Below are 20,007 nucleotides of genomic sequence, written 5' to 3' on the forward strand. Positions count from 1 at the left end.
TTTTTTATTTTTCCTGTGGATGGTTCCACGCATTCTCAAATACGAACTTGTGTTGCGGTTCTCGTGTTCTATCCGCTGTTTCCTGCTCTTGCAGTTCATCGGAAAGTTTTTCCAGTTCCCCACCGTAATAACCTATGGCCACCGCAGTGGTCACGTGATATCCCTCGGGTACTTCGAAGACTTCTTGTGCTTTCTTCCAATCGACACCGGCCATATGATGTACGGCAATGCCCATATATTGTGCTTGTACCGACAAGCTTCCCATACCAAGACCTAAATCGTGAAGGGCATGAAAATTTTCTTCCCCATCGGGTTTGTTCTCCTTATAGGCCGTTAGCATTAAAACAGGTGCATTACTGGCCCAAGTTTGATTAAAATCGCTTAAACAGTTTAAGATTTTGTCATAACCATCACTGCCCTTGTGGGCGTAAATAAATCGCCATGGTTGAAGATTACTTGAACTGGCAGACCATCGAACCGCTTCGAAAAGCCGTTTTAAGTTAGCATCGTCAATGGGTTTTTCGTCAAAAACTCTCGGACTGTACCGCTGTTTTAAAAGCGCGTATATTTCATAATCGTTGCCCGCGATTTTGTCTAGGGCAATTTGTTCTATCTCGTTCATATCTCAAAAATTTTTCATTAGCAATTTGCTCTAAATTACATCTGAACAGAAGAATTGTTTAACGCTACACATTTGTTTTTTGATGGATTCAGAATACAATCATTTGGGTCTATTACCGTATCAAATGGGTCAATGAAAATGCTAGAAATTGCTAACTTCGCCGCTTCAAAATCGAACTTATGTGGGTGTGGATTCTCTTTATTGCATTGGTCATATTTTTCTTGGCATTAGACCTTGGTGTTTTTCACAAAAATGAACACGTAATCAAAAGTAAGGAGGCCGGTATTTGGACGGCCGTTTGGGTTTCCGTGGCGCTGGGCTTCAGTGGAGTCATCTATTGGCTTTTTTCAAGTGGTTTGGTCGAGAACCCGACAGGCCTTACCCCGAACAATGCCGTACTCAAATACATTACCGGCTATTTGATAGAATTGTCCCTAAGTATTGACAACGTTTTTGTAATTGCCGTGATATTCACCTCATTCAACATACCGGCATTATACCAGCATCGGGTATTGTTCTGGGGCATTTTGGGCGCTATTGTTTTTCGCGGATTGATGATTGTCTTTGGGGTCGCCCTGATTACCAAGTTCGAATGGATTATATATGTATTCGGAGTTTTTCTATTGTACACTGCCTATAAAATGCTGAAATCCGATGATAGCGACTTTGACCCTAAGAACTCTTGGGTTTTTAGGCAGGTAAAGAAAATATTTCCTATTACGGGAACACTTCATGGTCATGATTTCTTCGTGAAACGGATGGGCGTCAATGCTGCCACTCCCCTTTTTATGGCACTTATCGTTATCGAGTTGACCGATGTTCTGTTCGCTTTAGACAGTATTCCCGCTATTTTAGCCATTACCGCCGACCCGTTTATCGTATTCAGTTCGAACATTTTGGCCATTCTCGGTTTGAGGTCGATGTATTTCTTAATTTCGCGCATGCTCGAAAAATTCCGTTATATCAACTACAGTTTGGTGGTCATTTTAGCATTTGTAGGGTTGAAAATGCTGTTCTCACATCAGATAGAGTTACCAGAGTGGGTTTCACTTACTGTAATAGCGGTATCGTTACTTGCTGGCATTCTGGCTTCACTTTTCCTGCCACAGAAAGAGGAAGAGATTATTTGATTATCAGATAGATAAAGCCAGTTTTCTTTTTCATTGAGGTCATAAGGTCTTTCTACTAGCCCTAATTTTAGCATTCTTGAATTGTAACATTCAATTATGCAAAAAACGGACACTACAATTACCGAATCACTGGTCTCATTTTACGACCGATTTATAGAGCAATTGCCGGGCATCGGCATGGGTATTCTTATCATTATACTGGGCCTTTTATTGGGGTCTTGGTTAGGCCGGTTCGCACGAAGGCGATTATCGGCAAAAACCGATGACCCCTTAATGAGTCGTTTTTTAGGTAAGGCCATCAAATATACTTCAATTGTTATAGCGATTATGCTGGCCTTGAACGCAGCTGGTCTTGGAGGCATAGCGGCAGGTATTCTAACCGCTGCAGGTGCTAGTGCAGTGGTATTGGGTTTTGCCTTTAAAGATATCGGTGAAAACTTTATTGCCGGAATTATCCTCGCTTTTAGCCGACCCTTTGATGTGAACGACACCGTAGAGATTGGCAGCAATTTTGGTAAGGTAAAAGCATTGGAGTTCAGGTACACCAAATTGAAAACCTTCGATGGTAAAGATGTTTATATTCCCAATAGTGACGTGCTTACCGAACCCGTAACCAATTTTACCGAAGATGGTTTTTTCCGATGGGATTTTGTTCTGGGTATCGCTTACGAAGACAATATCGAAGGTGCGAAGAAAACCGTTTTAGAGGCATTGCGAAAAGAACCGGGGGTCATTGAAGATGAAGAGCATGAAAATTTTGTTATAGAGGATGAGTTGGCCACAAGTACCGTAAACCTAAAGGTCTTCTTTTGGGTAGATACTAAGGACTTTAGGCGTATGGCCTTGATTACGAAAGGAAATGTGGTGAGAAACGTCAAGGAAGCCCTAGAGGATGCGGGGTATTATATGCCGGCCGATATTCATGAAATCAAACTCTATGGTGGAGAGACCGAATTTCCGGTCCGTTTACAGCAACAGGCTAACAAAGAGAGTTAATGAACTACTTGTTACTACTAAAACTCTTGTAAATCTTATTGACCGCCCAATTGCCTAACGGAAAATAGAGGGCAAAAAAAAGGGCCATTCCCAAAGCAAAATTTCGGATTCCGAAAAACTGGTCCAATAAATTGTTAGGGTAAGCATATGAAGTTTCGAACCAGTATCCACCGAACTCCAAGAGCCCCATAGCAATCAATCCGTAGGCATATTGCATATGAAAAGGAAGATTGCGTAGCAAGAGTGAAATGGGCACCATATACAAAATGTAGCAGGTGATTACCTGCCACCAAAACGTGAATTTGGCAATTTCAACAGTGGCACCGAACCAGTTCATACCCAATCCCCATAGAAAATAAACAGTACAGTAAGTAAAAATCAGTCGCCTATCGACCTGAAATTTGGCCTTGGCCCAAGACAAATATTCGTTCATGAGTTCTTATTGGCAATTTTGGAGTCTATAATTTGTAGAGCATCTTCTACGGTTTGCATAGTATCCATATCATCGTTCTCTAACATGATGTCAAATTCGTCTTCAACATCAAGTACAATATCGACAAGATTGGCAGAATTTATATTCAAGTCATTTATCAAGTGACTCTTTATATCTATGTAATCAACCGACACATCTTCAGGTAGATACAATTTAATTATATTACGTAATTTTTCGTATTTGATATTCTCGTCCATCCGCTTATGGGCTGTGCCCTCAGTATTAATTAACTCGCTTAAAAATAACACAAGCATTTACATCACCAAAACCAAAACTGGCTTTGGCCAGAATATTTGGTCTATAATCTATGGTACTTTTAGGAATTCGCCCCGTAGGTAATAGTTTTTCAATATCGGGATGTAGGTCTTCACAATTGGCGTTTCCGAATACCTTATTCAATTGAAACTGTAATACTGAAGCCACACACTCAATACTGCCCGCTGCCGATAAACAGTGCCCGAAAAGCCCTTTAAAAGAATTGATTATCGGAAAATCTTTACCATTTCTTTCTAGAGCTTGGCTCCAGTTTTCTATCTCAAGCGCATCTTTGGCGGTAGCCGTTAAATGACCGTTGATACTATCTATATCGGATATTTGAATACCCGCTTGCCGAACTGCGGCCGTAATACAACGTTGCACCGCTTCTGAGTTGGGTGCAGTCATGGAGCCTTCTCCACGTTGACCACCACTGTTAATGGCGCCACCGAGTACCTCTGCATATATTTTAGCCCCTCTAGCCCTCGCACTCTCCAAAGATTCCAAGACCAGAGCCCCTGCCCCACTACCCGGCACAAATCCAGCCGCCGAGGCGCTCATGGGCCTGCTTGCCTTTTCTGGATTATCGTTAAAATTTCTGGGCAAAATGCGCATGGCATCGAATCCGCCCCATACATAGGGGCCGCTATCGCTGCAACTGCCCACCAACATTCTTTCCGCTTGACCGGCTTTAATCCGTTCATAGCCCATTAAAACACCTTCGGTACCCGTGGTACAGGCCGAAGAATTGGTCGTAACTTGATTACCACAACCCAAAATTCCACCTAAATAGGCGCTGATACCTGAAGCCATGGTCTGAATCACCGTTGTGCTACCCAATCGACGCACCTGCCCCTCATCTACTTGAAGCATAGCTTCATGAAATTTTGCAATACCCAAGGTGCCAGACCCGAATATAATGCCACTATCCCAATCGGGTCGGTCATCGGGAGCCTTTTTTAATCCGGCATCGGCCCAAGCATCGGTACCGGCAATTACTCCATAAATGATTCCCGAGGCTTTGAGTCCCCTCAATTGTAAAGGCGTAAAATAATTTTGTAATAGTGCCTCGGAAATTTGGGGTTCCCCAGCTATTTGACAACCGAATTTCAATTCTTTCAGTTTAGGAATAAACCGGATTCCGCTTTTGCCGTGAATCATGGCATCACCGAATTCCTTTAAACCAATTCCGTTAGGGGCGCAAACGCCCAAACCTGTAACGACGACCCGCCTAGACATGTTGTACAGGGTTTATCATTCCGGCAATGGTGCCCTTACAGACCAGTTGTTGAGTAGAGTTGTACATTTTCACCTCGCATTTTAATTTATGAAACCGAAAGTATACTTTTTTAGAAACAACCTTCACCGTTTCACCCGGAAGTACGGGTACTAAAAATTCCATTTCAGAACTACTGAGACCAATTTGCAATTCAGCACTCTCACTTGTACTTTCTTTATCCATTAAATGAATTCCTAAGCAAACTACTCCTATCTGTGCACAGCACTCGGTAAGAATCACTCCCGGTGTAACAGGATTGTTTTTAAAATGGCCTTTATAAAAATCGGATTCCGTATCAAAAGTATAGATGCCCTCGACCTCGTTATCGTTCACCTTAAATAATTGATCTACAAATAAAAAAGGCTTATTATAAGGGAGCTTTTCTAGTATGTCGTTCATTTGTTCATAAAGTTTAATGCTTGTGAGCATTACTGTAAACTTTCGCCACCATCAACTTTGATAATCGTTCCTGTAATCCAACGGGCTTCGTCTGTGGTCAACAGATAAACGGCATTCGCCACATCTTCAGGAACCGTTAACCTACCATTCGGATTGCGTTTTAAGGCGTTTTTTTTAATCGTATCATGCCCCGGTATCATTTGAAATGCCTTGGTTTCAGTGGTACCCGCCTGAACACAGTTTGCTTTTATACCCAAAGGAGCAAATTCCAAGGCAATATTACGGGTTAAAGCCTCTAGTGTTACTTTAGCAGCGGAAACTGCACTATACCCTTGCCAGGCACGCGTATTGCCCTCACTGGTAAACGATATGATTCTTGTATCATCAGCGAACAGACCTTCGCGTAATAAGGCCTTCGTCCAATCATAAAGGCTTAGAGCCATGGCGTTTAAAGTGATTTGAAAATCTTGTAGATCTAAAACATTTTCCTCGGGCGAATACATCGGTTTAAGGCTTCCTTTAGCAATGCTATGCACTAAAACCTTAATAAAACCTTCGGGAGTAATCAACTGTTTTATGGCCTGAATCGTCTGGGTTCTTTTCTCGATATGGGTCACATCGATGTTGTAATGTTCGAAACGAACATCATTTGAAGTAATTTCTTTAAAGTCGTTCGTAATCTCTTTAAAATCAGCCTTTCTATCCCGGTGAACAATCAATATATGAAACCCGTGTTTCGCAAGCTTTTTAGCCGTAGCCAAGCCCAGGCCACTGCTACCGCCCAATATCAGGGCCCATTCATTTTTCTTCTTTACATCCATACAAATAACAGAACACTAAATTCTTAAAACGTCTACCACTCCAATAAAACCCGTTGCGCAGAAAAACCGGGTCCGAAACTTAGAACAAGGCCCTGCTCCCCCTCTTTGATTTCCTTTTCTAAAAAACGTTCTAGCACATACAATACTGTAGCGCTACTCATGTTGCCATATGCCCTAAGCACTTCGCGGGTATCATCTATATTTTTGTCCATGGTACCGAATAACGCTTCCACCGTCTGCACAATTTTACGACCCCCTGGGTGAAAAATCAAATGCTCGATTTTATCTATGGAAGTTCCATATTTTTCCAAGAAGGGATGAACGATATCAGGAAAATGTTCTGAAATAGTTTCGGGCACGGCAATATCCAAGACCATCTTGAGTCCGTGATTGGTCAAATCAAAACCCATCATGTGGGTAGCTTCTGGAAAATGATACATTCCACCTCCGATAATTTTAGGGCCGTTACTAATTTCTTCGGATGATAAGAGCACACAGGCCGCTCCGTCACCAAAAATAGCCGCACTGACCATATTGGCCATCGAAAAATCGTTAAGCTGAAAAGTGGCCGTTGGGCTTTCGACCGCCACTACCGCAGCACGCTTTCCAGGATTGGATTTTAAGAAATTATGGGCATAAATGAGCCCAGATACCCCTGCAGCGCATCCCATCTCAGTTACCGGAAGTCTTACGACATCCTGTTTGAGCCCTAAATCTTCTATTAAATAGGCATCTAAAGAAGGTATCATGATGCCGGTACAACTTACGGTAATAATATAATCCAAAGAAACAGCCGACCAATCGCTCTTGGTCAATGCTTTTTGCAAAACCGATTTTCCCAATTTTTTGGCCTCTCGAACATAAATAGCGTTTTTATCTTCAAAGGAGGTCATCGTAAAAACCTCTTCCGGACTCATAATACTATAACGTTCATCAACAGCGGCCCCTTCAAAAATCTTTATGACCTTTCTTCTATATCTCTCATCTTGATCGCCCAACCAAGTTTCGACCAGGGGAATAATATCTTCAGTTTTGCGGCTATACGGAGGCAATTCTTTGGCCACTGCCGCTACTCGAACTTCATTCATAAATTTTGGTTAGCCGTTTTTGGGGTCATGACCCATACATATCGAAAGGCCCATTTCCACTGAATATCATGTTTCATTGTTGTTATATTTTTTGAAAACGCATGGAGTTCCGCTTTGGTAAAACCACTTTTGATCGAAATTGCCCCATCATTCCTAGCAATTTCGGTTTTTATAAAAATAGCGCTAAATGCTTTAAAAAGATAAAAGGCCAAAACGCTGCGCTCTAGGTCATTAATAATTACGGCTACATGGGCCAACTGTGTAAACCGCTCTAAAAATATCGGAATCTGATGATTCGAAAAATGATGCATAGTAAGAGAACATAACAATACATCACAGGTGATTACATCATCGTGCAATGATAGAATATCACATTTTAGATATTGTATTTCAGGAAAATCACTTGATAGTTCAGCGGCAATCTCCAATCCCTTTTCACTCAAATCGACACCAAAACATTCTATAATTAGACCCTTCCTTCTAGCCCATAAAACCACTTGTCGAAGTGTTTCACCATCCCCTGAACCCATATCTAGTATCGTATACGATTCTTTTGGATAGACATCTATTACAGATTCTAACGCCTTTATGGTACTTTGTATACCCCCTAATAGCCGATTGCTTTTGTTGATGTCTTGAAAAACCTTTTCCAAGACCAATTCATCGACATTGGGATTGTCCATTAACTCGGGGTCAGTATTTCGTATCGGGAAATTCAGCATTTATAGAGGTTGACCATGGGTAGCTTTAATAATTTTATTGATAATTGCGGGATACTTTATGATTAATGATAGCGCATAGCTTGATAATTTGGGTAGCAAAAGTAAACGTTGAAGCTGCCGGCCATACCAAAGCCGTTTTTTAAAGGCCTTTTGCCATTGTTTTAAATATCGTCGTTCAAGTACCTGTCTATTTTCAGATCCGTTTGTAAAAAAATCATGAATACATTCGGCTGCAATTTTAGCACTATGAATGGCCATAGCCATACCGTTGCCGCAAAGCGGATGTATCAACCCCGCAGAATCACCGCACATCAACAGATGATTTTCGACAATGGATTTCGGTTCAAAAGAAATCTGGGCTATTGTCAAAGGTTGTTCGAATAAAGGTTTTGCATTCGCCAAAAACTCTTTCAAAAAAGGATTTTGAGCCACGACATGGGAATTGAAACTCTCTATATTTTTTTCCTTCTTAAAACTCTCATAGCTCGCCAAATAACAAAAATTAACGGCGCCACTTTCAGTTTTTGATAAACCGCCATAACCCCCTTGAAAATTATGCAGGGCCACTTGACTCTTAGGAAAGTCCGAATATTCATAATGCGATTTTACCGCCATCCAAGATGATTTTGTGGCGATGAACCTTCGATTCAATTTCTTATCAAGTGTACTTCTCTTACCATATGCACCTATTACTATTCTTGAAGTAATACTTTTACTAAATCCCGTAACCACCTCAAAAAATGAATATTTAAATAATACTTGAGCAGCGTCCTCAAATAGAAAATCCACCTCATTGCTCAAAGCTTCATTGTAGAGTATATCGTCTAGCGTATACCTGCTAATACCTTGTCCGCCTAAAGGTAATTCAGCCTTAAGGTGATTTCCATCTGTAGTACTCAACAGAAGATGATTGATAGACGCTGCTCCTGCGGAGGGTAAAGCTATGCCGAGACTATCTAAATAGGGTACCACTTCATTGGAAACATATTCGCCACAGACCTTATGGTTCGGGTATTGATTTTTCTCGATGACGAGTACATTGTACTTATTTTTTGCTAAATGCAATGCAGCAGTCAATCCTGCCAAGCCTCCTCCGATAATTACCACATCGTAATCGTATTTCACTTCTTGAAGATAAGTATTTAATAAAAAGAATCCCGTTCAATTATTGACGGGATTCTTTGGAGAAATTTTCTAAATGTAGTACAAGATTTATCCTTTTACTTTTTGCTTTGCTTCTTCCTTTAAGGCCTCACTCGCCACAATTGCCAATTCTACACGACGATTTTTCGCTTTACCTTCTGTAGTTTCATTATCGGCAACCGGTTGGTTTTCACCATACCACTTAGTTGTCAACCTACTTTTATCGATGCCTTGGGCCATTAGGTAATTACTCACCGATGTTGCTCTCGATTTTGATAGCGTCATGTTATAATCATCAGGCCCGGCACTGTCCGTATGTCCTTCGACCAACACATTAGATTTTGGATACTCTTTTAAAATTTCGGCCAAACTATTCAAGGTGGTCTGCGAAGTACCTTTTACATCAGATTTATTGGTGTCAAAATAAACACCGGCATCTTCGTTAAAGGTTACGTTGATACCTTCGCCGACACGGGTAACTTCCGCACCTGGAATTTCCTCTTCGATTTTTTCCGCTTGCCTGTCCATTCGATCACCGATGTACCCACCGGCAACACCTCCGATAGCAGCACCTAAAATTGCACCTAAAACCGTATTGTTACCGCTTCCGACATTATTACCAATAACACCGCCAATGGCTGCACCACTACCGGCACCTATTGTGGCTCCTTTTTGTTTGTTGTTCGCATTTTGTATGGTTTTGCAACTAACGATCAAAGACATCGCCATACATAGGTATACTGACTTTATAATTAACTTCTTCATCTTCTATTTTTTATTGTTTAGTGAATTCATACATCACGGATACTGGAGCACCATCGACGGTTACCCTTGACTGCAATGTCATCTGTGAACTGGTAAGCGATTTAATATCCATACCATAACCCGTTCTGCCATAAATATCTTTTTTCTTCTCATCGATATACTTGAATTGAAGTCTATCGTCACCCGAAGGGTCTTCCGCTACCGACCAGCGAATATTTCTTGTTCCGGCTGGGCAAGCCGCCGTATTGCTATTAATAGTGTAGCTTCCGGTACTATTATTCTCCAAGAAATACCATGTACTGCCTTCAAAACAAAAGGCATCTGCATCATCGAACAGTTTCGCTTTAAAATCTCCCTCAGCATCTGCATAGGAGACATTTTGCAACGTCCAAGTGCCATTTATCGTTTTACGTTGCTCTCTTACCTCTTTAGAAAGTGAACATGAAAACAACAAAAGAAAAAGTGCGCCAAGCACCATACTATTCTTCATCATAATCTATCATTTAATTATTTGTCTATTTACGAGAGGGCCGATCAAATGTTTTCGAGTTATTGTTAATCTCTCGTTAATAGGGTGCAAGATGGAAGTTTAAAATAAGAAGTGTGGATGTTAAAAAAGTAGAAATTTGCTCTATTGCTAAAGGGGGCGGAGAGCACTTATTCGACCCCTTATACCTAAAGTGTCCATTGACCAAGTTTATTGCAGCTTTGTCGAATGTCCTTTTTGAACATGGGAACATATCGTAATATTACTGAAAACTTATCAAGATTTTTATAATGAAAAACCTACTATCGCTAGCAATCCTCTTTTTTAGTTTATCTCTATTTGCCCAATATGAGTATCCGGAAAAGAAGAATGCGGATATTGTATTGCAAAGCACTTTGGCCGTTCAATTATTGAACGATGACGATGCATTCGGAAAAAGTGCCAACGCCGCTGTTCAACAAATTTTTGAAGAGAACTGGAAATTGACCGAAGTAGTTTTCCTTTCCAAAACCGAAATCGAGAAATTGAAAGCGTCCAAGGATTCAAAATATGCCTATTTGACCCATGATGAGGGCTTACTTAAGGAAACACGAATGAACCATATCTCAACTGATCCAAACTCGACAACTTTCGGTAGAAGTTTCGGTATGGGCGTAAATGCACCGACAAAATCAATAAGCTATCAACGGGTAGCCTTCACCTTTGCTTATTATAGTTACAATCTTGAAATAATAGGTACCAAAAAGAAACCGGAATCAGTAACCCAAATCGGTTTCGCGAACGGCGAACTGTCAAAGATTGACTATCTATTTCTTTGCCAGCAACTGACACATTTAATTGATAGTGCCGCTAAAGAGGTGCCACAAAAAGAATATTACAGTATAGAGCGCAACATTGAAAAAAATCAAAACTCGCAATTAATACTACCTAAAGCTTTTTTCAAAGACAAGGATTTGGAAAAAATGAACTCTTACTATGAGTATGATTTCGAGCTTGTAGATGTTGAAAAATACCAAAATGTAATTCTTAACAAAGAAAAAGGGAAGACCTATGTTAAGATTATTTGGTCACATCAACATAGCATGTATCTATGGACGGTTGTCGATGCTGAAGATGGGGCCATTATTGCTCAAACTGGTTTCGGTGGTGTCAAATTTGGTAAGAACCATAAGGCCAATGAAATTATCAAGGCCAAACATCTTAAATATATCACGAGTAAAATGGCCCAAAAGGTCAATAGCAGGTATAAGTAATACTGCCTTAAAGTTAAAATAATAGTTTTTGAGAAAGCCCGTTGTCAGTGATGGGCTTCTTGACGCAAATACAACGTCAATAATTCAGAAGGTCAATAAGTTCCTTCAGAAAACGCTTTTTCGGCAAATACTTGTCTTCAAGGGTCTTGGCAAACGGAATAGGAGTTTCTAAACTGGCTACCCTTTTAATGGGCGCATCCAAGTATTCGAACCTATTTTCGGTAACCAGAGCAGAAATATCACTGGCCACACCACCGAACAAGCTGTCTTCTTGTAAAATGATCAGTTTCCCAGTTTTTTCTACCGATGCATAAACGGAATCAATATCCAAAGGAACTAATGTCCGCAAATCCAGAAGGTCCGCCTCAATATCAGGGTTCTCTTCCAATGTTTTCAGCGCCCAATGTACCGCCGCACCAAAGGCAACAATAGAAATATCATTTCCTTCTTTTAGTAGGGAGGCTTTACCAAATGGCAGCGTATAGTAATCTGAGGGCACATCTTGATACACACTTCGGTATAGGGCCTTATGCTCAAAAAAGAGAATGGGATTAGGGTCGTTGATCGCTGTCGCCAATAGGCCTTTGGCGTCATAAGGAAACGCTGGATATACCACTTTCAGGCCTGGGGTTTTCGTAAACCATGCTTCGTTGGTCTGGGAATGAAAGGGGCCCGCACCAACATCGCCTCCACAGGGCATACGTATGACCACATCTGCATGTTGCCCCCAACGGTAATGCGATTTAGCCAAATAATTAACAAGTGGATTGAAACCACTACTCACAAAGTCGGCGAACTGCATTTCTACCACTGATTTCATCCCGTTGATAGACAGCCCCATGGCTGCAGAGACAATACCAGATTCACAAATCGGAGTGTTTCGCACCCTTTCTTTGCCAAATGCTTCTACAAAGCCTTCAGTGATTTTAAATACACCCCCATACTCTGCAATATCTTGCCCCATGAGAACAAGATTCGAATGTTTTTCCATCGATTGAAACAACCCTTGTGATATGGCGTCGACCAAACGTATGTTTTCGTTCTTTTCGATAGGTGCAATTTCCTCGTAATCGAAAGGTTTAAAGACATCGTTCAACTCTTGACTTTCAGTGCTATCGATAATTTCTTCATCGAAGGCTATTTGTAGATGTTGATTAATTTCTTCCTCAATATTAGATTTTAAACTCTCAATTTGGTAATTATCGAGAAAACCTTCTTTCAACAAAAAGGCTTCATAGTTGCTAATGGGGTCTTTTTGTCCCCAAGTTTCCAGCAAATCATCGGGTACATATTTCGTTCCACTAGCTTCTTCATGCCCGCGCATTCGAAATGTAACAAATTCAAGCAATATCGGTCTTGGTCTTGTTCTCATTTCTTTACAAAGGGTCTTTACCTTACTGTAAACTTCTAAAATGTTGTTCCCGTCAATCGTATACGATTCAATTCCGTAACCAACTCCCCTATCCGAAAGCTTTTCGCAACGGTATTGTTCATTTGTTGGGGTTGAGAGTCCATATCCATTATTTTCAATACAGAACAGTACGGGCAAATCCCACACCGATGCAATGTTCAGCGCTTCGTGAAAATCACCTTCGCTAGTTCCCCCATCCCCAGAAAAAACAGCGGTGACATATTCCCGTTTATTTAGAATATCGGCCAATGCTATGCCATCGGCAACCCCCAATTGCGGACCTAAATGGGAAATCATACCGATAATATTGAATTTTTGGGTGCCGAAGTGAAAACTACGATCGCGCCCTTTGGTAAAACCGCTAGATTTGCCCTGCCACTGTGCGAACAGACGATACAAGGGTACATCGCGGGTAGTGAAAACCCCGAGATTACGGTGCATCGGCAAAATATATTCTTCTGGTAAAAGAGCACTTGCCACGCCTACCGAAATGGCTTCTTGCCCAACACCGCTGAACCATTTAGAAATTTTCCCTTGGCGTAACAATACCAACATTCGCTCTTCTATCATCCGCGGCATTAACATGCGCTGATAGAGCTCAATTAAGGTCTGATTGCTTATACCATGTTTTGTGAAGTGCATATTTAGATTTTGGGACTAAATGGTATAGTAAAAATAAAAAAACCTACGCTCTTCCCACCATTACCCATAGTGATAATTTTAGCTTTAATTTATTAACTTTGACGAAACTTCAAAAAGTAGCTATGAGTGCCATACCTAGTGTAGATTTACAGGATTTTGTTTCGTCCGACCCACAGAAAAAAGAAAAGTTCATTAAAGAAATTGGGGCTGCTTTTGAGAATATCGGTTTTGTTGCCCTGAGCGGACATTTCTTGTCGGACGAACTGGTAGAAAACCTGTATGCAGAAATCAAAAAGTTCTTTGAGTTGCCGCAAGCGACGAAAGACAAATATGAAATTGAGGGAATAGGCGGTCAGCGCGGGTATACTTCTTTTGGTAAAGAACATGCCAAAGGAAGAAAAGAAGGTGATTTAAAGGAGTTTTGGCATTTTGGTCAATATGTAGAGGATGATGCAAAATTAGAAGAGGAGTATCCGGACAACGTATCGGTAGACGAGCTTCCGAACTTTAATGAAGTAGGTAAAGAGACTTATAAAATGCTTGAAAAAACAGCTAAATATGTATTACGGGCATTAGCGATACACCTGAATCTCGAAGAAACTTATTTTGATGATTATATTAAAAACGGGAATTCGATTCTACGCCCCATTCATTACCCGCCCATTACTTCTGAACCTAAAAATGCCGTAAGAGCCGCCGCACATGGCGACATTAACTTGATTACGTTATTGATGGGTGCCCACGGTCGAGGACTCCAAGTAAAAAACCATGAAGGGGAATGGGTAGATGCCATTGCAAAACCCGACCAGTTGATGATCAACGTGGGCGATATGCTATCTCGTTTGACCAACAACAAATTAAAATCGACCATACATCAGGTGGTGAACCCACCGAAAGAACTCTGGGGCACCTCTAGATATTCGATTCCGTTTTTCATGCATCCGATAAGCGAAATGCCCTTAAATTGCTTGGATAATTGTGTAGACAAAGACAACCCCAAGCAGTTTACCGATATCACGGCAGGTGAATTTTTGCACGAAAGGTTGATCGAGTTAGGATTGATAAAAGCCTAAATATGGATTTGCAAGATCAACTTAAAAATCTCTTTCCAGACCACGAACCTTCTGAAGACAAGCCTTCTAAAGAGAAGAAAAGTGATATCTGGTTGCAAGACGACCCCATAATTTGCAAGTACGAAAAACGAAAAGGTAAACCGACGACTATTTTAGAAGGATACAATGGCGCAGATAGCGACTTTAAAAAGTTGGCCAAAGAAATTAAGACAAAACTCAGTGTCGGGGGGTCGTTTAAGAACGATCAAATTATAATTCAAGGAGATTACCGTGATAAAATCATGGACATTTTAAAGGAAAAGGGTTTTTCGGTAAAACGTGTAGGAGGTTAAGCACGTCAATTTGGTACTAACGCAAACGTTTCAGTTATAAAAAATGATTTCTGTTAATTATTTTTTGTTTTTTTTGATTAAATGTTACTTTTATTAATCAATTTCTAATCCACCCTATTCATGAGTTCCCTTTTGCACATCACCAACGGAGATAGCTTTACGGAGAAACTGAAATCGCTCAAACTAAAAGGAGATATCATCACTTGGCGTGAGATGCTTTGCGAGGGCAAAACCTTGACCAATGTCGGAAGCGAATCTTTTTGGAAAGCACGATTTGAATTCTTGAACAAAAATTATAAGGTTTCGAAGTCTTGGTTTATTGAAAAAACCTTAAAAGAATACCGATCCCTTTGTAACCATAAACAACAAGACGAGATCGTACTCTGGTTCGAGTACGATCTTTTTTGTCAAGTAAATATGATTGCTGTGCTCAGTTGGCTAAAGGCAAATCGTAAATACGCCCAAATTTCATTGGTATGCAGCGGTAAAGAAGATGGTTCCGATAAGTTGTTCGGGCTTGGTGAACTTAGTGACGAAAAACTACTTGAACTTTACAAAAATAAAATTGAACTTACGCAAGACGATATCGAATACGCCGATTACGTTTGGCAGTTGTATTGCAGTGACAACCCTATTCGTCTAGAAAACCTCTCTGATTTCTCTGATTACCAATTTGAGTATTTACCTGAGGCATTACAGGCCCATCTACAGCGCTTTCCCAGTATTAAGAACGGACTTAATGCCATGGAAAACAATATTCTGAAAATAGGCAGGGATAAAAAACCTACATCTAAAAAAGCATTTATTTCCGAAATCCTACAAGATCAAGGTTTCTTAGGTTTTGGTGATTCTCAATACGATCGTGCCCTTACGCGAATGAAACCCCTCTTCACGGCCTTTAACCCGGTGAGGTTAAGTAGAAAAGGCAAAGAAATTCTGGATAATAAAACCAGTTATTATGCCCGTATTCAAGATACCGATGTCTATTTAGGGGGCGCCTTAAAATATAATTTTCTATACAATACCGATTCGAGCAGAATTTTAAAGCTCTAATAGTATGCAATTAGAGCCTTCTGAGCTTATATTAAATGCTGACAAGAGCATTTACCACCTCAATTTATTGCCCGAAGATATCGCAGAGACTATTATTACGGTGGGCGACCCAGACAGGGTTTCCGATGTGTCAAAGCATTTTGATACCGTTGAACTAAAAAAAGGAAAGCGGGAGTTTCATACCCATACCGGCACCTTTAAAGGCAAAAGAATTACGGTAATTTCCACAGGAATCGGTACTGATAATATTGATATCGTTCTCAACGAACTTGACGCTTTAGCGAATATCGATTTTGACCAACGAACGATAAAAGCACAAAAAACATCCTTAGATATTATAAGAATCGGTACCTCTGGTGCCATTCAACCTGAAATACCTATCGATTCGTTCTTAATGAGCGAATACGCTATGGGTTTCGATGGATTGCTTCACTTTTATGAAAGCCAACACGTACAGCATCAAGAGTTTTCCGATGCGTTTATAAACCACACCAACTGGCCCTCTCGAAAATCAATTCCGTATGTGGTAGGTTATGACAAAAGTTTAGGAGAAAAATTATTTTCAAATCGTATACGATTAGGGGTTACGGTAACAAATATAGGATTTTACGGCCCTCAAGGGCGAGTACTTCGCATACCTGTCGATAATGTCGCGTTGAAAGAGAAACTTCGTTCTTTCAACTATAGAAATTACAAAATTACCAATCTTGAGATGGAAACTTCTGGTATTTATGGCCTTTCTAAATTGCTTGGGCATCGAGCGGTTTCGATGAACTGTATTCTTGCCAACCGTGCTACAGGTAAGTTCAGTAAAAATCCCGGTTCGAGTGTAGACGGGCTTATTCAATACACCTTGAACCAGCTAGTTTCTTAAATTACTTAACTATTAATTTAAATTTATAAATGCCACATTCGTTATTTTTGCCATTCTATGAATGACAAATTGTATAAGCATCGAGACATAAGCTGGTTGAGTTTTAATGGTCGAGTGCTACAAGAAGCCCAAGACCTCAGGAATCCACTTTACGAACGCATCAAGTTTTTGGCTATATTTTCATCAAATCTTGATGAATTCTTTAGAGTTAGGGTCTCCAAACTACGACAGATCAAAAAAGTCGATAAATCCATTCGTAAAAAGCTCAAACTTAAACCGACCAAAACCCTCAAACATATAATTTCTACGGTAGAGAGGCAACAAGAGCTGTTTGGTGACATTTTCAAGAACCAAATCGTTCCTGAACTTAAGAATAATCAAATTTATTTAATAGGAAAGGAAGATTACGATGCGGACCAAGAAAACGAGATGCATACCTATTTTAAAGACCAAGTGTTCGATAAATTGGAAATTATAGAATCGAAATTCGGAGAGATTCCTTTTCTGGTCAACAATGAACTTTACTTTTATGTTCGCTTTACGGATGCCTCAAGCAGCTTTGTTTCCATTCCAACCAATAAAATTGACCGTTTTGTAACACTCTCCTCAAAAGGTGAATCGAGATACATCACTTTTTTAGATGATATAATCGCGAACGAGTTGCATAACTTGTTCAAAAATAAAGATATAGCATCTTTTTTTGAAGTAAAACTTTCACGTGATGCCGAGCTTTATTGGGAAGATAACTTCGATGGCGATATAGCCCAACAAATCGAAGACTCGCTATCACAACGGCAAATCGGCCAACCCACTCGCCTACTCTATGATTTTCGTATGGATGAGGAAGCCAAAAGAAGCCTACGGGAACTTCTAGAATTGGGTAAGGTAGACATGTTCCCTGGTGGAAAATATCATAATTACAGTGATTTTATGGGTTTTCCTGACCCTACAAATAATGAGGCGTTGCATTTTGACCCCTTGCCCCCCTTGCCCCACCCTGTTTTAAGTGAACCGAAAGATTTCTTTAAGAAAATTAAAGAAAGAGATCAGTTACTTCATTTTCCTTATCACAGCTTCGAGCCTGTGCTCGACTTTCTTGAAACTGCCGCAAATGACCCAAAGGTAAGTTCTATCAAGATTTCGTTGTACCGTATCGCCAAAGACTCATTGCTTGCACACTCGTTGCTTAAAGCGCTTAAAAACGGTAAAGAGGTGATGGTGTTCGTGGAACCAAAAGCGCGTTTTGATGAAGCCAATAATCTTGATTGGAGCAAAAAATTGAAGAAAGAAGGTGCAAAGGTGTACCATAGTGACCTTGAAATTAAGGTGCACAGCAAAATTATGATGGTCAATCGGCTTGAGAACGATAAGGTAATATCTTATGCGTATATCAGTACGGGAAACTTCAATCGAAAGACCTCAAAAATTTATGCGGACCACGGACTTTTTACTGCGCACAGCAAAATAACCACCGAACTTGCCCATGTTTTCGAGGTGCTGGAGCGTAAACGCTTAGCGCCGGTCAACAAACATTTGATGGTCTCTCCATTCTCCACTAGAACAAGTTTTACGGAACTTATTGATGGTGAAATCAATAATGCCAAAAAGGGACTCTTCGCAAGCATTCAGGCCAAAATGAACAGTTTACAAGATCAAAGAATAATCGATAAACTTTATCAAGCTGCTCGCGCAGGGGTTCAGATACGATTAATGGTACGTGGTTTTTGCTGTCTGGATATGGGCACCCAAGGTATTTCCGAAAACATAAAAATCACTAGCGTTGTCGATCGCTTTTTAGAACACGGTCGTATCTATCGTTTTGAAAATGCTGGAAAACCAAAAATGTATATCGGATCAGCGGATTGGATGACCCGAAACCTTGACCGCCGTATCGAAGTGCTCACGCCCATATACGATGATGACATTTTTGAAGAGTTGGGCCATATTCTCGACCTACAATTTTCCGATAATGTAAAGGCGAGATTGGTGAACGAAGAAGAATCCAATGTTTATGTAAGTCAGGGGAACGAAGAATTAAGGTCACAGTATGCTATCTACCATTATTTAAAATCGAAATCCTGATTCTATATATATAAAATAGAGGGTTATCGAATAATCGTATACGATTTAATATTTAAATTTATACGCAATGCGTTAGCTATTCAATTGATATTCGATTCCATTTACTTCATCTTTCGTTTATCTTTGATGTAGTTTACTTTAATAAAGTTAGTATTTATCAAATTTTATTGTTTTCATGAAAAAAGTTAGAATAGTTGGCGTTCCCGAACACTTTAATCTACCATGGCATATGGCTATCGAAGAAGGGGCTTTTGAAGATAAAGGTATCGATTTGCAATGGACGGAGGTTCCCGAAGGAACTGGTAAAATGTGTCAAATGCTGCAGAACGAAGAAACCGATCTGGCCATAATTCTTACTGAAGGTATCGTGAAAAGCATTGTCGAGGGCAATGCCGCAAAAATCGTTCAAGGTTATATCGCTACTCCTTTGTACTGGGGAATTCACGTTGGCGCCCAAAGCGATTTTCAATCCATCTCACAACTTAACTGTGCTTCGGCGGCTATCAGCAGATTTGGTAGTGGAAGCCACCTGATGGCGGTCGTAAATGCCCGAAATGAGGGGTGGGATGCATCTAACCTTTCATTCGAGGTCATCAATAACCTCGATGGGGCGATTGAAGCGTTGACTACCGGAAAGGCCGATTACTTCATGTGGGAGCATTTTACCACTAAACCTTTGGTCGATAACGGCACCTTTAGAAGACTGGGCGATTGCCCTACCCCATGGCCTTGTTTTGTTATAGCGGCAACCGATAAATTCATTACAGAACAAGAAGGTACACTTAAACATATCTTGAACACCATTAACGGCTATACGGGGGAATTTAAACAAATACCAAGTATAGACCGAACATTGGCCAATCGCTACGACCAAAAAACTGAGGATATTAAAGAATGGCTTGCCATGACCCATTGGACCCAAGCTCAAATCGATAGCATGACCGTTAACGAGGTACAGAACACCTTACACTCCCTTGACCTGATTCCTGAAAAGGTTTCGAATGAAAAAATACTTAAATCCTTTGCTTAGAATGGTATTAAAGCAAGTAAACTCTATTTAAAAATCAAATTTAATCCCTTGAACTAA

21 protein-coding genes are annotated in these 20,007 nt (G+C 40.4%); 9 read left to right on the top strand and 12 right to left on the bottom strand.

Annotated features, from left to right (window positions below):
• Positions 1-4: 4 nt before the first annotated feature.
• Positions 5-622, bottom strand: coding sequence for a nitroreductase family protein (locus tag IV512_RS03045; protein ID WP_209400476.1), 618 nt, complete (start codon positions 620-622; stop codon positions 5-7).
• A 179-nt stretch (positions 623-801) separates the two neighbouring features.
• On the opposite strand from IV512_RS03045, the gene IV512_RS03050 reads away from it, so the two are divergent.
• Both IV512_RS03050 and IV512_RS03055 read left to right on the top strand, forming a co-directional pair.
• Entirely contained in the window at positions 802-1,752 is a 951-nt protein-coding gene (locus IV512_RS03050; RefSeq protein ID WP_209400478.1) for a TerC family protein, read from the top strand.
• 96 nt (positions 1,753-1,848) lie between these two features.
• Positions 1,849-2,748: a mechanosensitive ion channel family protein gene (locus tag IV512_RS03055; RefSeq protein WP_209400480.1), complete on the top strand. Its 900-nt coding sequence runs from the start codon at positions 1,849-1,851 to the stop codon at positions 2,746-2,748.
• Between the two features lie 4 nt (positions 2,749-2,752).
• Here IV512_RS03055 and IV512_RS03060 read toward each other — a convergent pair whose 3' ends face one another.
• The 10 genes from IV512_RS03060 to IV512_RS03105 all read right to left on the bottom strand — a co-directional run bounded on the left by IV512_RS03060 (position 2,753) and on the right by IV512_RS03105 (position 10,206).
• Complete coding sequence (locus IV512_RS03060) at positions 2,753-3,181, bottom strand: hypothetical protein (protein WP_209400482.1); 429 nt, start codon at positions 3,179-3,181, stop codon at positions 2,753-2,755.
• Positions 3,178-3,438: a phosphopantetheine-binding protein gene (locus tag IV512_RS03065; RefSeq protein WP_209400484.1), complete on the bottom strand. Its 261-nt coding sequence runs from the start codon at positions 3,436-3,438 to the stop codon at positions 3,178-3,180. Before IV512_RS03065 ends, IV512_RS03060 begins: the two co-directional genes overlap by 4 nt.
• Positions 3,439-3,463: 25 nt before the next feature.
• Entirely contained in the window at positions 3,464-4,735 is a 1,272-nt protein-coding gene (locus IV512_RS03070) for a beta-ketoacyl synthase (protein WP_209400487.1), read from the bottom strand.
• Entirely contained in the window at positions 4,728-5,174 is a 447-nt protein-coding gene (locus IV512_RS03075) for a 3-hydroxyacyl-ACP dehydratase FabZ family protein (protein ID WP_209400490.1), read from the bottom strand. The genes IV512_RS03070 and IV512_RS03075 overlap by 8 nt, the downstream gene beginning before the upstream one ends.
• A gap of 29 nt (positions 5,175-5,203) precedes the next feature.
• The gene (locus IV512_RS03080; RefSeq protein ID WP_209400492.1) at positions 5,204-5,995 is read right to left on the bottom strand and encodes an SDR family oxidoreductase; all 792 of its coding nucleotides are present in this window, start codon (positions 5,993-5,995) and stop codon (positions 5,204-5,206) included.
• Between the two features lie 32 nt (positions 5,996-6,027).
• Positions 6,028-7,083, bottom strand: a complete 1,056-nt coding sequence (locus IV512_RS03085) for a type III polyketide synthase (protein WP_209400494.1) — start codon at positions 7,081-7,083, stop codon at positions 6,028-6,030.
• The gene (locus IV512_RS03090) at positions 7,080-7,805 is read right to left on the bottom strand and encodes a methyltransferase domain-containing protein (protein WP_209400496.1); all 726 of its coding nucleotides are present in this window, start codon (positions 7,803-7,805) and stop codon (positions 7,080-7,082) included. Before IV512_RS03090 ends, IV512_RS03085 begins: the two co-directional genes overlap by 4 nt.
• Positions 7,806-8,930, bottom strand: coding sequence for an NAD(P)/FAD-dependent oxidoreductase (locus IV512_RS03095; RefSeq protein ID WP_209400498.1), 1,125 nt, complete (start codon positions 8,928-8,930; stop codon positions 7,806-7,808).
• Between the two features lie 87 nt (positions 8,931-9,017).
• Complete coding sequence (locus tag IV512_RS03100) at positions 9,018-9,713, bottom strand: OmpA family protein (protein WP_209400500.1); 696 nt, start codon at positions 9,711-9,713, stop codon at positions 9,018-9,020.
• A 10-nt stretch (positions 9,714-9,723) separates the two neighbouring features.
• Positions 9,724-10,206, bottom strand: a complete 483-nt coding sequence (locus IV512_RS03105) for a lipocalin family protein (protein WP_245224651.1) — start codon at positions 10,204-10,206, stop codon at positions 9,724-9,726.
• 284 nt (positions 10,207-10,490) lie between these two features.
• Here IV512_RS03105 and IV512_RS03110 point away from each other — a divergent pair, with 284 nt between their 5' ends.
• Positions 10,491-11,453 (top strand): hypothetical protein, encoded by a 963-nt coding sequence (locus tag IV512_RS03110; RefSeq protein WP_209400502.1) that lies wholly within the window; start codon positions 10,491-10,493, stop codon positions 11,451-11,453.
• A 76-nt stretch (positions 11,454-11,529) separates the two neighbouring features.
• On the opposite strand, the gene IV512_RS03115 is transcribed toward IV512_RS03110, so the two are convergent.
• Entirely contained in the window at positions 11,530-13,506 is a 1,977-nt protein-coding gene (locus IV512_RS03115) for a thiamine pyrophosphate-dependent enzyme (protein WP_209400503.1), read from the bottom strand.
• 122 nt (positions 13,507-13,628) lie between these two features.
• Between IV512_RS03115 and IV512_RS03120 the strand changes: the two genes are divergently transcribed.
• The 6 genes from IV512_RS03120 (at position 13,629) to IV512_RS03145 (ending at position 19,950) form a co-directional block, all read left to right on the top strand.
• Positions 13,629-14,579: an isopenicillin N synthase family oxygenase gene (locus IV512_RS03120; RefSeq protein ID WP_209400710.1), complete on the top strand. Its 951-nt coding sequence runs from the start codon at positions 13,629-13,631 to the stop codon at positions 14,577-14,579.
• Between the two features lie 2 nt (positions 14,580-14,581).
• Positions 14,582-14,911 (top strand): translation initiation factor, encoded by a 330-nt coding sequence (locus tag IV512_RS03125; protein WP_209400504.1) that lies wholly within the window; start codon positions 14,582-14,584, stop codon positions 14,909-14,911.
• 120 nt (positions 14,912-15,031) lie between these two features.
• Positions 15,032-15,964 (top strand): DUF1835 domain-containing protein, encoded by a 933-nt coding sequence (locus IV512_RS03130; RefSeq protein WP_209400505.1) that lies wholly within the window; start codon positions 15,032-15,034, stop codon positions 15,962-15,964.
• A 4-nt stretch (positions 15,965-15,968) separates the two neighbouring features.
• On the top strand, positions 15,969-16,838 hold the full coding sequence (locus IV512_RS03135) for a nucleoside phosphorylase (RefSeq protein WP_209400507.1): 870 nt from the start codon (positions 15,969-15,971) through the stop codon (positions 16,836-16,838).
• A gap of 57 nt (positions 16,839-16,895) precedes the next feature.
• Positions 16,896-18,920: a polyphosphate kinase 1 gene (gene ppk1, locus IV512_RS03140; protein WP_209400508.1), complete on the top strand. Its 2,025-nt coding sequence runs from the start codon at positions 16,896-16,898 to the stop codon at positions 18,918-18,920.
• A gap of 175 nt (positions 18,921-19,095) precedes the next feature.
• The gene (locus IV512_RS03145; protein ID WP_209400509.1) at positions 19,096-19,950 is read left to right on the top strand and encodes a substrate-binding domain-containing protein; all 855 of its coding nucleotides are present in this window, start codon (positions 19,096-19,098) and stop codon (positions 19,948-19,950) included.
• Positions 19,951-20,007 lie beyond the last annotated feature (57 nt).

Origin of the sequence: Pseudozobellia sp. WGM2 (assembly GCF_017810075.1) — a bacterium.
In the GTDB taxonomy this organism is placed as follows: Bacteria; Bacteroidota; Bacteroidia; order Flavobacteriales; family Flavobacteriaceae; genus JADNYK01.

What these genes read in the sequence shown, in the direction of transcription:
- IV512_RS03110 (WP_209400502.1), top strand. Translation starts at nt 10,491, where the DNA reads ATGAAAAACCTACTATCGCTAGCAATCCTCTTTTTTAGTTTATCTCTA.
- IV512_RS03145 (WP_209400509.1), top strand. Translation starts at nt 19,096, where the DNA reads ATGAAAAAAGTTAGAATAGTTGGCGTTCCCGAACACTTTAATCTACCA.
- IV512_RS03125 (WP_209400504.1), top strand. Translation starts at nt 14,582, where the DNA reads ATGGATTTGCAAGATCAACTTAAAAATCTCTTTCCAGACCACGAACCT.
- IV512_RS03065 (WP_209400484.1), bottom strand. Translation starts at nt 3,438, where the DNA reads ATGGACGAGAATATCAAATACGAAAAATTACGTAATATAATTAAATTG.
- IV512_RS03070 (WP_209400487.1), bottom strand. Translation starts at nt 4,735, where the DNA reads ATGTCTAGGCGGGTCGTCGTTACAGGTTTGGGCGTTTGCGCCCCTAAC.
- IV512_RS03050 (WP_209400478.1), top strand. Translation starts at nt 802, where the DNA reads ATGTGGGTGTGGATTCTCTTTATTGCATTGGTCATATTTTTCTTGGCA.
- IV512_RS03075 (WP_209400490.1), bottom strand. Translation starts at nt 5,174, where the DNA reads ATGAACGACATACTAGAAAAGCTCCCTTATAATAAGCCTTTTTTATTT.
- IV512_RS03060 (WP_209400482.1), bottom strand. Translation starts at nt 3,181, where the DNA reads ATGAACGAATATTTGTCTTGGGCCAAGGCCAAATTTCAGGTCGATAGG.
- IV512_RS03105 (WP_245224651.1), bottom strand. Translation starts at nt 10,206, where the DNA reads ATGATGAAGAATAGTATGGTGCTTGGCGCACTTTTTCTTTTGTTGTTT.
- IV512_RS03080 (WP_209400492.1), bottom strand. Translation starts at nt 5,995, where the DNA reads ATGGATGTAAAGAAGAAAAATGAATGGGCCCTGATATTGGGCGGTAGC.
- ppk1 (WP_209400508.1), top strand. Translation starts at nt 16,896, where the DNA reads ATGAATGACAAATTGTATAAGCATCGAGACATAAGCTGGTTGAGTTTT.
- IV512_RS03045 (WP_209400476.1), bottom strand. Translation starts at nt 622, where the DNA reads ATGAACGAGATAGAACAAATTGCCCTAGACAAAATCGCGGGCAACGAT.
- IV512_RS03100 (WP_209400500.1), bottom strand. Translation starts at nt 9,713, where the DNA reads ATGAAGAAGTTAATTATAAAGTCAGTATACCTATGTATGGCGATGTCT.
- IV512_RS03085 (WP_209400494.1), bottom strand. Translation starts at nt 7,083, where the DNA reads ATGAATGAAGTTCGAGTAGCGGCAGTGGCCAAAGAATTGCCTCCGTAT.
- IV512_RS03120 (WP_209400710.1), top strand. Translation starts at nt 13,629, where the DNA reads ATGAGTGCCATACCTAGTGTAGATTTACAGGATTTTGTTTCGTCCGAC.
- IV512_RS03055 (WP_209400480.1), top strand. Translation starts at nt 1,849, where the DNA reads ATGCAAAAAACGGACACTACAATTACCGAATCACTGGTCTCATTTTAC.
- IV512_RS03135 (WP_209400507.1), top strand. Translation starts at nt 15,969, where the DNA reads ATGCAATTAGAGCCTTCTGAGCTTATATTAAATGCTGACAAGAGCATT.
- IV512_RS03115 (WP_209400503.1), bottom strand. Translation starts at nt 13,506, where the DNA reads ATGCACTTCACAAAACATGGTATAAGCAATCAGACCTTAATTGAGCTC.
- IV512_RS03090 (WP_209400496.1), bottom strand. Translation starts at nt 7,805, where the DNA reads ATGCTGAATTTCCCGATACGAAATACTGACCCCGAGTTAATGGACAAT.
- IV512_RS03130 (WP_209400505.1), top strand. Translation starts at nt 15,032, where the DNA reads ATGAGTTCCCTTTTGCACATCACCAACGGAGATAGCTTTACGGAGAAA.